Here is a 14,476-nt window from a genome sequence, read left to right as displayed (position 1 = left end):
GAGGAACGAAGCACTAGCCTTTTGCTTCCTTTTGGGCAATGCCAAAAGGAAGGACAAGCCCGGGAGGGCGCGGCAGTAGCGAGCTGCCACTAATGTATTTAGACTGAGATAGTATTTATCATAAGATAAAAGAACATATAATTTAAACAAAAGCAAATACTGATTCGCATTAATAACAGTCTTGCATATAAAAGAGTTTATCAAGTCTGATTATTTATTTCCAGACATGGCGTTTATTTATCTGTTAATCAAAGAAATGGCTCATAGTTAATGAACAAAATAATACAAAATATTTGATTCCTTAAACATTATATAAACATCTCAGAGTGGCTTTCCAGCCACTCTTTTTCTATATCAAATAATAATCCGCTCTTCTTCGTAGTCAGTATATTATATAAATCCCTAATATATTTATAATCTTTAGAATAAGTAACAAGAAATTCCATTCCCACCATTAGATCAGTTTGACCTTTATGGATAATCGTCTGATATTTCCTTTGCTTGGCAACCAGCTCCTTTATCCTCTTTATGACAACAGGAATAACATCTTCCCTTCCATACCTTACAACACCTTCGATAGCAACCGATTTCAATTTTCCTTTAGTTAACTGCTTTACAAACAATGGCAAATATGACTCATCTGCTATTTCCACCATTGCATTCAGAGCACTATAAGCTACATCCATTATTTTATAGGTAATCAGCTTTTCCAGATGAGGAAGGCTTTTTGAGGAACCTATACGTGATAACGTCGCATTTGCTCTTGTAAGATCATAATCATCTTCCGGGTTTTGAAGGATTTCTATCAAACGGTCCTCTGCTTTCGGATTATTTGTATTATCCAAAGCTGAAATGGCGCTCCAGCGTACATAACGTCTTTTATCCCGGGTTGCATCAAGAAGTAATGTTAAGTCGAGACAGGCGGGCTTTGGTAAATCTGCAAGCCTATCCAACATCGAACTTAGTATGTTTTCATTTTTCTCTTCCGGGATGCGGTTTATCAGAAATTCAGCAACTTTCTCATCTTGTAGATTTTTAGCTATTTTACCTAGTATAAAATAAGCGCTATCTCTTCTTTCCTTCTTTTTTTCAACCTCAATATATCCTATTAACTGAGGAATATAGCCTGAATCTGTTATTTTCTCAGCCTCCCTGTGTGCCTTAAAGGAAATAGAATCTCCACTGTTCTTTATTATTCCCCAATCACTTCTATCCGACAAGCGGCTAATCAGGTCTGTTAAATAATTATCCATTATATCTTATTCTTCATATTCCTGCCTGAATTCTTCCTCCAATTCAAAATTATAGCAATCGCCATAAGTTTCAGTTCGTGTAATATTTCCTTTATTATCGTAGTATATCCATTTTCCACATTTATAACCTTCGCTTTGAGCAAATGCTTTTTCTTTTTTTATCGATTTCATTTTGCCATTTGGGTAGTATTCCTTTATAGTACTAATGCTGAAGGTATCGTTGTAGCTCTGACCCCACTCAGGATAAAGATGTTCGAAAGTTGCGTGTTCTACTTTATTTCCCAATGAGTCATATTTCAGATACTCTAAGCCTACCCCGCCCGCATACATGTCTCCTTGTATATGGTAGCTTTTTAGTTGGCCGTTTGTATAGTAACTTTTGTATGCCTTTTGCGGATTTCCATAGCCTTCACCATCTAGCGGGATATCTTCCTCAATGAGTATACCATCGGCATTGTATGTTCTCCATACTCCGTGGTAAGTCTGATACGTCATCCCAGTAAGATAGCTATCTTTATCTGTATAAGTTACGTTTCCAATTCTTTTTTCCGACCCATCTTCAGCATAAATAATCAGCGAATCAGTCCTTACAAAGTCATAGTGTTCATCATGGGCAAAGGAAGTATCTTCTTTTTGAGTATAAGCTACAGCCTGCAACTTTCCTGATTTAAAGAAAGATTTATAACGCAATACACCATACATAGTTGAATCAGCATGGTATACAATCATTTCCTGTTCGCCCGTAGGATAAAATTTTTTGATGATGGGGCTATCTGTGATTATATCCGTTTTATATATTATCTTTTCAAGAACACTATCTTTCTTTTGGTAATAATAAACGGAATCGTTGCCAAAGTGGACTTCTTTATAATGTTTAGAGTATGTCACCAGAGGACTGAATGATTTATCTTTCTCCTGACTGTTACCATCGATACAGGATATTAGAACCAACAATAAAAGCAGGCTATAAAACAATCTAAATTTCATATCATTATGGTGTGTTAAGGGTGGACTTATTTTACCTACCTCGTTACCTCATCAATCAGATAAAATATCGACTTAAAGTTGATATCGCTATATTCGCTCATCCCGATTTCACAGGTGCGGCTGGTAGAATATCCGTCTTTGCAGTCGGACGGTATCTGTTCGTTCAGGTGCCTTTGCCCGTGTTCGTTCAGTTCGGGATAGGTGAAGCCCCTGTCTCCCGCAAAGCCGCAACAGTTGCTTTCTACAAAGGCGACCTCCTTTGAGCACATTTTAGCCAGTTGCAACAGTTTTTGCTCCATACCTATTTTCTTTACCGAGCATACGGGGAATACCGTTACTATGTCGCGTGGATGTTTTACCTGTAGTTTTGGCATCACAAAGTCGAGCATAAACTCTATCGGGTCATATATCTTCAGGTCTTTATTCTGGTAAGCCTCATGGAAAGTATAGAAGCAAGGACTCATATCGAACAGCACCGGATACCTGCCGTTGTCAGATGCTTTCAGCAGCGCATCTTCCAGTTCTTTCGACTTGCGTGCGCCCTCTTCTTTCAGCCCCTTGCTGCTGAACGCCATGCCGCAGCACAGGCTGTTGATGCCTTCGGGGTAGATGATGGTAAAGCCGGCGCGTTGCAGCAGTTCCTGTGTTTTGCGGGTCAGTTCTACGTCGTCTTTGTCGTAGCCCTTCGATTTTCCCATCGAACGGTTGATACAGGACGGAAAGTAAACCACCTTATCCGGCTGCCCTTCGTTCACTATCGAATCTTTTATCTTACGGCCACCCTGTGGCATATCCTTGTTCCATTTCGGGATGGCTTTGAACGATACGGTACGCATAGCCGAGGCAATACCGCCCATCAGGGTGTCGCCCAGTATGGAGTGGAAGAAATGTACGAAATTAAGCCCTCCCCTCAATACGGAGGTCGTCCCCGCCATGCGGTTGCCTATATAAGAAGCCACACTTTTGGCTGTATCGGAGGATTCCTGATGGCGCACATGTTTGATAAACTTGCCTGTGTCTATCTTTACCGGACATACCAATCCGCACAACCCGTCCGTGGCGCAGGTTTCGTCCGAATAATATTTGGCATCGTGCAGCATCTGTTTCAGCCGTGCCGGGTCTTCACCCATAGCCTTCAGGCGGGCTATCTCGCGGGCGATAACGATGCGTTGGCGCGGCGACAGTGTAAGCCCCTCCGCTACACAGTTCGGCTCGCAGAAGCCACATTCCATGCACTTGTCTATTATCTCATCGGCGGCAGGCAACGGTTTCAGGTTTTCGAGATGTATCTTCGGGTTTTCATTGATGATTACACCTGGATTGATAAGCTTATGCGGGTCGAATATATCCTTTATCCTGAGCATGATTTTATAAGCCGCTTCTCCCCATTCCTTTTCTACAAACGGAGCCATATTGCGTCCTGTACCATGTTCCGCTTTCAGCGAGCCGTCAAACTTGTTGACAACAATATCCGCCAGTTCGTCCATCATATCGGCGTATCGTTGCACTTCGCTCGGGCTGTTAAAGTCCTGAGAGAATACCAGATGGAAGTTTCCGTCCAGTGCGTGTCCATACAGTACGGCATCGGTATATCCCGAGCGTCTGAACAGGTCTTTCAGCGCAACACAGGCTTCGCCTATCCGCTGTATAGGAAAAGCCACGTCTTCTATCAGGCAGGTAGTACCTGTCTTGCGCAGCCCGCCTATGGAGGACAGCAAGCCTTTGCGGGCTTTCCAGTTGAAATTGTATTCTTTCGGGTCGGAGGTAAACTTATAAGGTTGCATGGTTGGGATAGACTCCACAGCTTTTCGGATAGCGGCTTCTTTCTCGTCCATTATCTGCTGGTTGTCAGCCTGTATCTCAACAAGCAACAGGCAGGCCGTTTCGGGCAATGTACGGAAATAGGCGGGTGCTTCGGGGTCGTCCTCTATAGAACGTATCGAATCCCTGTCGAGCAATTCCACAGCCGATACAGGCGTCTGTTTCAGCAAGGGAACTACATCGCAGGCTTTTTCTATGGTGTCGTATATCATCAGGGTACAGGCCTTGTACTTTTCGTCGACTACCGTATAGTAGGTAATATCGGAGGTAAAGGCAAGCGTGCCTTCCGAACCTATCATCAGGTGCTTGATAATGTCGAAGGGGTCTTCATAGTCTACCAGCGCGTTGATGCTGTATCCTGTGGTATTCTTTATTTTATATTTCTGTTTGATACGTTCCGTAAGGGTTGCATCGGCTTTTATATCGTCACGCAGTTTTTCTATCCCTTGGATGATTTCGGGGTGCTTTGCCGTAAAGTCCTTTTTGCTCTTTTCATCTGCGGTATCGAGGATGGTGCCGTCATAGAGCACTATGCGTATATCGGCTATTGTCTTATACGAGTTCTGGTCGGTACCGCAACACATGCCGCTGGCATTGTTGGCGGCGATACCGCCTATCATTGCCGCGTTGATAGACGCGGGGTCGGGTCCTATTTTACGTCCGAAGGGTTGCAGGTAGATATTTGCCCGTGCTCCGGTAATTCCCGGTTGCAGCTTCACTTTCAGGGCGGTATCATCCAGTATGGTATATTTGCGCCATTCGTGTGTCGCTACCATCAGTACAGAGTCTGTTATTGCCTGCCCCGAAAGGCTTGTGCCTGCCGCGCGGTATGTTACGGGAATGTTCAGCCTGCCCGTTTGGCGTATCACTTCCACAGCTTCTTCTTCGGTATGTACCTGCACCACTATTTTCGGTATCAGCCGGTAAAAACTGGCGTCGGTACCGTAAGCAAGAAGTTGCAGCGGGTTTGTAATAATCCGTTTCGACGGTATGGTCTTTGACAATATTTCTTTTAATCGCTGATAATTAGCAGGTAACATAATACTTTGCTTTTTAATGATCTGTATAGGTAAAACGGCTTTTGTAAAACCAACGTTTTAAGTAGCGAGAGCAGAACTAAATTGGAAATTCATGTTATGCCGAGTCTCGCAAAACGACTAATAATATTGAACGTTTTCGTTAAGCAATGAGGTCAGAATCAAGTTTACTCGAACTATGCCATTGCAAGAAAACGACTAATAAAATCGAATGCAAGTTATAAAATAAAGTAGAAAGTAGAAAGCAAAAAGCTGAAAGATAGCAGGTGGAAGAAAGGCAAATTACAATATTGACGAAAGGTGTATTTTATATTTTCAGAATTATCTATTATAAAGAAGTCTTTGAAATAATTGCATAAGCAAATTACGGCTACAAAAGGTAACAATAAAAAACACTGAAAATAGTCACCTTTGTCACTTTTTATGTATAAGTAATTGATAGGTAGTGTACTGTGTTTTTTTGTAGGTGTCACTTTTTCGGTTCTTATAAATACACAGGCTGACAAACTGTTTTAAAAAGAAAAATTAGAATTATCTTTGCTCACATTTCAGATCAATTAAAAAACCAATATGGCAAGAAAGAAAAAGGAACTTCCGTTAATAGAGAATGTAGAGATTGTAGATGTAGCGGCAGAGGGTAAAGCCATCGCTAAGGTAAACGATATGGTGGTATTTATACCATACGTGGTTCCGGGCGATGTAGTCGATTTGCAGTTAACCCGTAAAAAGAATAATTATGCGGAGGGCAAACCTGTACGCTTTATTTCTTATTCGCCCAATCGTACGGAAGCTTTTTGCGAACACTTTGGCATATGTGGAGGCTGTAAGTGGCAGATACTGCCTTATGCGGAGCAGTTGAAATATAAGCAAAAGCAGGTTATGGATAATCTCGTTCGCATAGGAAAAGTTGATTTGCCGGATATTCAGCCTATATTAGGTTCTGAAAAGACACAGTTTTATCGGAATAAGCTGGAATATACTTTCTCTAATAAGAAATGGCTGACACTAGAGCAAATACAGTCGGGAGTAAGTTTCGATAGCATGAATATGAATGCCGTAGGGTTTCATATTCCGGGTATGTTCGATAAAGTACTGGATATAAATAAGTGCTGGTTGCAGGATGATATTTCGAACCGGATACGCAATTTCGTGCGGCAATATTGTTACGATAAAGACTATACTTTCTTCGACCTGAGAAACAGGGGAGGGCTGATGCGCAATATGATAGTGCGTACGTCCACCACCGGAGAACTGATGCTGATAGCCGTATTTTATGACGATGAGAAAGAGCAACGTGAAGACTTGCTGGCTGCCATCGCCGATGAGTTTCCTCAGATAACATCGTTGTTGTATATCATAAATCAGAAAGCGAATGATACCATTACCGATCAGGAAGTATTGGTGTGGAAGGGCAATGATTTCATCTATGAAGAAATGGAGGGACTGAAGTTTAAGATCGGGCCTAAGTCTTTCTATCAGACGAATAGTGAGCAGGCATACAACCTGTATAAGATAGCCCGTGATTTTGCCGGACTCACAGGTAATGAGCATGTATATGACCTCTATACTGGAACGGGCACGATAGCCAACTTTGTAGCAGGTAAGGCAAAAAAGGTTATCGGGATAGAGTATGTTGAGGATGCTATTCTGGACGCAAGGGTCAATTCGCAGATTAACGGGATAGGCAATACCTTGTTCTTTGCCGGCGATATGAAGGATATACTTACACAGGACTTTATCAACGAACATGGCCGCCCCGATGTGATTATTACCGACCCGCCCCGCGCAGGTATGCACGACGATGTGATAAAGACTATACTTTTTGCCGAACCCGACCGTATCGTATATGTAAGTTGCAATCCGGCTACTCAGGCACGCGACCTGTCATTGCTCGACGAAAAATATAAGGTGGAGAAAGTTCAGCCTGTGGATATGTTCCCGCATACGCACCATGTAGAGAATGTGGTTCTGCTGGTGAAGAAGTAATAATAGAAAAAGGGCGATTACATCGTAATTGCCCTTCTATGAAATGTGTTATTTAGAATCGTTCTAACTTTTCTTTTTGAATAAGGATACTATCCATAACAGGACTACGGCGCCTACTACAGCAGTAACCAAACTTCCGATAATACTGCTTGTAGCTATACCCAACAGTCCGAATATCCATCCTCCGAGTACACCGCCTACTATGCCGACAACAAGGTTAATGATTAGTCCGAACCCGCTCCCTTTCATTATCTTTCCGGCAATGAACCCTGCTGCTATACCAATGATGATCCACCAAATAAATCCCATAATTATTTATATTTTAATGTTAATAATCTGCATCTAATTTAGGTATAACATTTTAGATAGGGGTATAGTTTATCGATTATTCTTATTTCTTTATATAATCTTGCAGCGCTTTTACATATTTATCAAAGGCTTCAATCCCTGTTTTAGTTATTTTGCAGACAGTACGCGGCTTCTTCCCGTCAATGAATTTCCGGACGTTAATATAGCCTGCTTCACTAAGTTTCTCTATCTGTACGCTCAGGTTTCCCGCAGTAGCGCCCGTCTTCTCTCTGATAAAGACAAAGTCCGCCTCTTCTACCGATAGCAGGAGGGAAACAACAGCCAGCCGGAGTTGCGAGTGTAAAAGAGGGTCGAGTTCCTTAAACATTTTGGATAGCTTTACGGTTTGCAATATGCCCCGGTACACATAACCCCATAATAGCGCATATCCCTAAGATAATGAACTGGATGTCTCCTCTGCCAAAAAGATAGCAGACAGTACAAAGTAATGCGCCACACCAGAACATGCAGGCTCCATAAAGATAAGGTTTGAAGCGGCACGCAATAGATGTGATAAACTGTGCAGCTCCCATCATAATGAGGATGACAGGTGTAATAAGAATGCAGAGGTGGCTGGATTTGAAAGCGTATGCCGTACCATAAATAGATAGCAGGAGGATACCTACGGATATGGCGAAAGCAACCCATATATAGCCTATAATCTTATCTATATGTGTCTTTACGATCGCGCTCTTACGCTGCCTTTTGCTTATTATAGACGATATGATTGTCATCGGTATCATTGTGAGCCATATCCAGTATGACAGGTTCGGATTCCCCAAGGTATGGAGAAGTATGAAATTGGCAAAGGCTGTTGCGGCTACTATATATCCACAGAATATAGAGGAATAGGTATTTCCTTCCTGAAAGTTATCTCTTGCCTGAGAGATCATCTCATTGATGAGTTTGAGGCTATCTTGTTCGCTAAAAGTTTTTTCCATGATAATGCTGTTTTTGAATTTGGATCGAACCGGCCACTTCGTTTTCTAAAGAGGCCGGACAAAAGTAATAAAATGATGTTATTTAATTGCAGAAATTAGTTTGATAGATATGCATGTATTTCCTTTTACATCGAACTTGCATTCTTCAAAAGCCGGAGAACCTTGTGATAGTGCGGGATCAACATTATTACTGAATCCGTATTTTTCTGTAGGTATGCCATATTTTCCCAGATCAAGTTTTTCGTTGTTGTTTTTGTCGTGGAACATGGCGATCGCATATTCTCCTTCCTCCAGATTCTCAAATGTAACAGCCGCTGTTTGTCCTGTCACATCTATAATTTTGCCGGAAATAGCCTTGTCGCTTAGAAAAGGGACATTGGGATTGTATACGGCGATGTATAATTTTCCTGACTGATCTTCAATGTTTGTTATATTCAGCGTTATGCTGTTTTGAGCATTGGTTGCTGTTAATACGCTTAATAATAGAATGATAGATAGTGAAATACTTTTCATAATTGTAAGGTTTTAGTTTGTTTATAATTAATTACCTATGCAAATATAAAGTAGTTTATAATATAAACCAAATTATTTTATAAATAATTTGAAATATAAATTTATATAGTTGTGTAATTCATTGAGAATATGTATATTTATAAATGAAATAACTAAATACTCGATGTTATGGATAATCTGGTAACACTTATAAGCGCTGACTTTGAGGCTAACTTAGCTGTAGCAAAGTCATTTTTGATAGATAATGGTATTCATTGTGTAATAAATGGCGAATACCTTAGTGTTGGTTTGGCCGGACAAGGAGCAACACGGTTGCAGGTCATGGCAGAGGACTACAGGCGTGCAGCGGAACTCCTCATAGAAGGAGGCTTCGCCAAACGGGAAGACTTTGATTTCGAAAAATATTAACTGTATAAGACAGAAAGAGTTGGTCCCGTAATCAACTCTTTTTTATTGTCATGCCTTTATATTCAGGGTCATAGTTCTGTATCCACCATCTATACATCAGGGTTGCCGTAATACAATAGATACCGGCCTGTATCCATAAGGCAATATATTCGAACCAAACATCAGGGAGGCTGGCTCCCATTGTATTTATCTTTATAAACCCATGAATGCCCGGAGTAGATGGGATAATATACGCGATAGCCTTTATAGGGGCAGGTATAGCTGTCCACGGCCACGATATCCCCGATATGAAAATGAACAGGACACTGGTAAATACGAACAACATCATACCAAACTCGCGTTGCGAACAGAAATAGGAGAGTGTCATCCCAAAGAAAGTAGCAGCTAACAGGAATGGCATCAGGAATGCGGCAATGGTAAAAGGATCCCCTATTTGCGGGAACTTAAAGATATATGGGATAACACGCAATACCCATACGGAAATAACCATATACAAAGAAGCATAGCAGAAAGCTTTGCCTATAGTCAGTTTCAGCGCACCCACGTTTTTGCCCTCCGCCGTATGGGATGCTATGGTAAAGCGCTTCTTATCGTTATGCGTACCTACAATGGTGGCAATGCCGAGGAATAGTGTTTGCTGGATAATCAATATAAGGATAGCCGGAACGAGGAAACTCGCAAATCCGTTCTGAGGATTATAGAGGGGTACCCATTCACTTTCTACAGTCTGTCTCGTTGTAGCGTCTTCTTCCTTGCTGGCTCCTCCGGTTTCGAGTACACGGATGTCGGCTCCCATATCCAGCGATACTTCTGTGGCGCTAAGCAGCATAGCCTTGTAGAATAGCAGGCTGCTCATATCCGCATACACACTTACCTGTGTCTGCTGCTGTGTATTTATTTTCTTGCTGAAATCTCTGGGAATGTACATGATGCCGTAAGCTTCTTTCCGGCGCACTGCTTCACGCGCTTCTTCCATATTGGTTGCATAACCTATAATTTTTACATCGGCAGTAGCGTCTACCTTCCTCTTGAATTCGCGGGAAAGTGCGGAGCCAGACTCATCTACTATAACAACCTTTACCTCGTGGACAGTCTCATTGTTGTATATAAAACTGTACAGAACAGGATATGCCAGAGGTACAATGAAGAACAGCAGGATTACCGCTTCATCTTTGAATACAACTTTAAGTTCGTTTATCCAAACGTAATATATGTCGAGTAATAATTTCTTCATAATCTTCAGTTGACGAGTTAATGGACTGGCAATATACAAGTTAATGAGTAGTATCTCGTGTCTTGTTTACTTGTATCTGCCGTAAGGCTCATAACTCATATGCATTATCATTCAATACTCGTTTTATAACACCCCAGAAAAAGATAGACAGCAAAACAAAGGCCAGTAATGCCGCATATTGGTACATAGAGTATCCTATCGGAATACCGTTCAGTGCCTGATCTATATAAATAAGGAAAAAGTGTCTTAACGGGAAGAAGTTACTCAATGCGCTCAGGCTGCCATCCATGGCTAATGTAGAGAACGAGAAGCCGGTAATGGAAAACGAAACCATCCCTATCAGGCTGGCAATACTTAAGGCGAGCCTGTAGTTGCGGAATACGCCAAACAGGATGACGCCTCCGCCCTGCGCGGCCAGAATCAGGCACAGGTAATTGAGAAACATCGGCCAGAAACCATTATGCAGCGGAAATCTATTATAGTAGTACAGGATGACCATGTAAAACAGCGCTATGCCTATATATATAATTGTATATGGCAGTAGTTTCCCCACTATTACTTTTGTGATGGAATTGTTGCCCATAGCCAGTAATTTCCGCCCGTTCCCTGCTTTTATCTCAGAGCCAAATGCCGATACGGTAAACATTAATATAATGAGTTGCAATATTCCGGGTAAGAGTACATTGTTCAGGTACACGGAATAATTCAGCCACGGGTTACCTATGGGGTGCGCGTCTATTGTTATCGGTTGCAGTATTGGCATTATCTGATTCACCGTGTATCCTTTCGCTTCGGCAGTCTGCAAGCCTACTGCCGCCGATGCCAGGGTAGATATTGTCTTTAAGTCCTGAAAGAGAAGCGACCCCGAAATAAGGAACGCGTTATTGGTATAATAAACCAGTTTCGGACGGTTTCCGGATATGGCATCCTTCGTGAAATCTTTTGGTATGGTTAATACAGCATATATTTCCATCCGTTCCATTTGGTGCCTTGCCTCATTGAAGGACAGGCTTTTATATTTTATGTCTGTTTTTTCAAAGGCATCCAGTTGGCGAACCAGGGCGCGTGTAGTCGTCGTATTATCCAAGTCGACCACTGCTATAGGGATGCGGGACGGCAATCCCGAATTCATCATCCACATCAGGAAAAGCATGGTCAGCAGAGGCGCGACAAAGATCCCCCAAATACATATTTTGGAGGTGGCGATACGCATCCATTCCCTTTTAAAGATTTCGATCATATATTGTTACAAGGATAATTAGCAAATGATATCATTGCTTTGCACCATTGGTACATTGGCATATTTGCTAATCGGTACATAAATTATTCCTTTATTATCAGCGACATTCCAGGTAGTACATCTATCGATTTATCATTAAACCGGGCTTTTACCTCGAATGTTTTCCTATCATATTGTCCGGTAACTTTTGTTGCCTTCCAGGCCGCGTAAGAACCTAAATCCTTTACATAATACACGGTCATTTCCACTTCCTGATCTAAAGCCGGGACATAAGCCTTAAATGTATTGCCAATATCCTTATAGTCTTTGAGGCGGTCTTCCCTGATGTTGAACGAGCCCCATTTGTCATCGAGTTTCGCTACATTCATTATCGGTGCGCCTGTACCTACAAGCTCCCCTTCGTTCGGGAATTTTTCTGTAATTTTACCATCGATAGGCGAAATCAGGTAGCTTTCGTTAATGTAGGACGATACTTCTGCAACAGCGCCTCTGGCTCTTTCCAGCATGGCGAAAGCGGCTTCTTTGTCCTCTCTTTCGGCACCGTTCACAGCCATATCATACTGCGATTTGGCTGCCTTCTCTGTAGCTACAGCAGCATTGTACTGGGCTTCGGCTTCGTCACGCTTCTGTGCTGTTACCACTCCTTTGTCAAACAGGTTTTGCACGCGGTTATATGACTTCTGGGCTATATCTGTACCTACTTTTGCCTTTTGCCACATTTCAAAAGCGCCTTGAATTTGTTCTGCCCGTGCGCCTTTTATTGCTTTCTGGTTTTGGGCGGCGGCGCCTTGCTCGGCGGCATTTGCTTGTGCGAGTTTAGCGTCTATATCGGGTATGCTTAGTATAGCAAGCGTATCTCCTTTTTTTACATAGCTACCTTCGTCTACAAGGTATCTGGCTATACGCCCCGGTACTTTGCTGGATATGCGCACTTCGGTTACGTCCGCTTCCCCCTGTATTATATTGTCTTCTTGATTGAGAAAGAAGAATCCGTATAATCCCACAGCTATGATAATAGCGGCGAATATTAATATTGGAATAAGTTTGGAGCCTGATTTTCTGTTTGTTGTATCCATGATTATATCAGTTGGCCCCTCCAACCTCCCCAAGGGGAGGCTTTTGATGAGGGTATTTATTATTATATATGTCTATTAAAATTCCCCCTTCTGGGGGATAGGGGGCTAAATTTTACGTCCCAACGCCTTGTTCAAATATATTCTGCATAGGATAATATCTATCTGGGCATCGATCAACTCAGCGTGAGCCGACAGCCATGCTGTGTGCGCGGCTATCACATCGGAGGACGGAATAACGCCTTCTTCGAAGCCCACATTCGCATACCGGAGGTTCTCATCAGCCTTTTCTGTATTCTTTTTGGCGGCTATAAGTTTCTTGTTCGCTTCGGTTAGTTTATAGGCGGACTGGTTGATCTGTAATTTGATTTTCTCTTTGGCATCTTCCATCTCAAATTGCTTGATGCGTGTTTCGGCTTTGGCTGCGTTCAGTTTCGCTGAATTTGAAGCGAAGTTTAACGGGATTTTCATCACTACGCCCACATTCCACATGCCTGCAAATTTCTTCTCCATTCCGTCAAACAGGTTGGGATTAGTCCAGATGTAGTTTGCTGTCAGGGCTACATTCGGCATGAATTCGGCCAAGGCTATTTTCTCTTTCTTACCGTATATCTTAGTTGCGAGGTCGAGGCTTCTTATTTCAGTCCTGTTCGCTATCGCTTCATCTACATTGGGTATAATATCCGCATCTTCGCTGGTTGGTATGCTTGTGATGTTTTCATCCTGCAATGTGATTTTATCACTTATATCGAGCCCACAGATTTGCGACAGGAGCATTTTGGCGAGGCTTAGGCCGTTTTCAGCTTTCGTCAGTGTCATTTCTGCTTCGTTCAGCTTTACATTTACCGAAAGCCTGTCTGCTTTTGTGGCCACGCCTTCTTCTTCCATAGCGGATATGTCGGAATCCATTTTTTGCATCAGGCCGACATACGCTTCAGCCAGTTTCTTTTTGTTCGCTACAGATACCACCTGCCAGTATGCGTTGTCCGTTTCCACTATCACATCTGTCATTTGTGTCTCTTTCATTGTCTTGGCCAGCTCTTGGGCATAAGACCTTAAGTCGTTGTACGCTACTATTTTCCCTCCCATGAAGACAGGTTGCGTAAGCGTGAATCCTCCCGCCCATATATTCTTGATATCTACTTTTCCCAGATCATGGATACTGTTGCGTACACTTTCATCGATGGGGATCGTGTTTCCTATCCCCGGCACTTCTATGGGAAGCGTAATGGATGTAGGTATTACGCCGGAGGATATCAGATAGAGGTTTTTCTGATTATGCAGGTATCCGCCTGCGAAGGATATATCCGGAAAAAACTTTGTGAGGGCGTCTTTCTTTTCGTAATAGGCAATTCTCTCCTGTTCAGTTGCTATCTTGAGAGCCTTGTTGTTCTCTATGGCCAGCCGCCTGCATTGCTCCAGTGTTAGGGGTTGCTGGGCTGTTATAGATGAGGTAAATGTGATAATAAAGAAAAGGAGTGTCCCGAAACCTTTTTGATTCATATTATAACAAATAATTTAATTGTTTATGCAACTATAATGCAAAAGTAAATAGTCTTTTTTATATTTACACAATGCATAGTGAAGTTTCATCTACAATTTAACATTTTATAAAAAAAAAGGTTCACTATTTAG

Annotated in this window: 13 protein-coding genes; 2 read left to right on the top strand and 11 right to left on the bottom strand. The window is 42.2% G+C overall.

Translation table 11 applies throughout. The features are described from left to right. Window positions 1–308: 308 nt before the first annotated feature. The 3 genes from D0T84_RS07280 to D0T84_RS07270 are packed head-to-tail and all read right to left on the bottom strand — an operon-like array spanning window position 309 to window position 5,101. Window positions 309–1,253, bottom strand: coding sequence for a HEAT repeat domain-containing protein (locus D0T84_RS07280; RefSeq protein ID WP_163307222.1), 945 nt, complete (start codon window positions 1,251–1,253; stop codon window positions 309–311). 6 nt (window positions 1,254–1,259) lie between these two features. Continuing rightward, window positions 1,260–2,240 (bottom strand): hypothetical protein, encoded by a 981-nt coding sequence (locus D0T84_RS07275; protein ID WP_163307221.1) that lies wholly within the window; start codon window positions 2,238–2,240, stop codon window positions 1,260–1,262. A 35-nt stretch (window positions 2,241–2,275) separates the two neighbouring features. After that, window positions 2,276–5,101: an FAD-binding and (Fe-S)-binding domain-containing protein gene (locus tag D0T84_RS07270; protein WP_163307220.1), complete on the bottom strand. Its 2,826-nt coding sequence runs from the start codon at window positions 5,099–5,101 to the stop codon at window positions 2,276–2,278. A gap of 567 nt (window positions 5,102–5,668) precedes the next feature. On the opposite strand from D0T84_RS07270, the gene rlmD reads away from it, so the two are divergent. Beyond that, entirely contained in the window at window positions 5,669–7,084 is a 1,416-nt protein-coding gene (gene rlmD, locus D0T84_RS07265; RefSeq protein WP_163307219.1) for a 23S rRNA (uracil(1939)-C(5))-methyltransferase RlmD, read from the top strand. A gap of 63 nt (window positions 7,085–7,147) precedes the next feature. On the opposite strand, the gene D0T84_RS07260 is transcribed toward rlmD, so the two are convergent. The 4 genes from D0T84_RS07260 to D0T84_RS07245 form a co-directional block, all read right to left on the bottom strand. After that, window positions 7,148–7,393, bottom strand: coding sequence for a GlsB/YeaQ/YmgE family stress response membrane protein (locus tag D0T84_RS07260; RefSeq protein ID WP_163307218.1), 246 nt, complete (start codon window positions 7,391–7,393; stop codon window positions 7,148–7,150). An 82-nt stretch (window positions 7,394–7,475) separates the two neighbouring features. Next, on the bottom strand, window positions 7,476–7,760 hold the full coding sequence (locus D0T84_RS07255) for a transcriptional regulator (RefSeq protein ID WP_163307217.1): 285 nt from the start codon (window positions 7,758–7,760) through the stop codon (window positions 7,476–7,478). Beyond that, on the bottom strand, window positions 7,753–8,373 hold the full coding sequence (locus D0T84_RS07250) for a hypothetical protein (RefSeq protein WP_163307216.1): 621 nt from the start codon (window positions 8,371–8,373) through the stop codon (window positions 7,753–7,755). The genes D0T84_RS07255 and D0T84_RS07250 overlap by 8 nt, the downstream gene beginning before the upstream one ends. Window positions 8,374–8,451: 78 nt before the next feature. Then, window positions 8,452–8,886 (bottom strand): DUF2141 domain-containing protein, encoded by a 435-nt coding sequence (locus tag D0T84_RS07245; protein ID WP_163307215.1) that lies wholly within the window; start codon window positions 8,884–8,886, stop codon window positions 8,452–8,454. A 168-nt stretch (window positions 8,887–9,054) separates the two neighbouring features. Between D0T84_RS07245 and D0T84_RS07240 the strand changes: the two genes are divergently transcribed. Further along, entirely contained in the window at window positions 9,055–9,294 is a 240-nt protein-coding gene (locus D0T84_RS07240; RefSeq protein WP_163307214.1) for a putative signal transducing protein, read from the top strand. Window positions 9,295–9,325: 31 nt separating this feature from the next. Here D0T84_RS07240 and D0T84_RS07235 read toward each other — a convergent pair whose 3' ends face one another. From D0T84_RS07235 to D0T84_RS07220, 4 genes are all read right to left on the bottom strand, one after another. Next, window positions 9,326–10,528 (bottom strand): ABC transporter permease, encoded by a 1,203-nt coding sequence (locus D0T84_RS07235; RefSeq protein WP_163307213.1) that lies wholly within the window; start codon window positions 10,526–10,528, stop codon window positions 9,326–9,328. Between the two features lie 88 nt (window positions 10,529–10,616). After that, window positions 10,617–11,768, bottom strand: coding sequence for an ABC transporter permease (locus D0T84_RS07230; RefSeq protein WP_163307212.1), 1,152 nt, complete (start codon window positions 11,766–11,768; stop codon window positions 10,617–10,619). Window positions 11,769–11,851: 83 nt separating this feature from the next. Beyond that, window positions 11,852–12,844 carry an HlyD family secretion protein gene (locus D0T84_RS07225; RefSeq protein WP_163307211.1) on the bottom strand — a complete coding sequence of 331 codons (993 nt, stop codon included), beginning with the start codon at window positions 12,842–12,844 and terminating at the stop codon, window positions 11,852–11,854. Window positions 12,845–12,949: 105 nt separating this feature from the next. Further along, complete coding sequence (locus tag D0T84_RS07220; RefSeq protein WP_163307210.1) at window positions 12,950–14,344, bottom strand: TolC family protein; 1,395 nt, start codon at window positions 14,342–14,344, stop codon at window positions 12,950–12,952. Window positions 14,345–14,476: the final 132 nt, after the last annotated feature.

Origin of the sequence: Dysgonomonas sp. 521, from assembly GCF_010501055.1 — a bacterium.
Lineage (GTDB): Bacteria > Bacteroidota > Bacteroidia > Bacteroidales > Dysgonomonadaceae > Dysgonomonas.
The sequence above is the reverse complement of the archived record's forward strand: the minus strand, read 5'-3'. Positions and strand labels throughout refer to the sequence as shown.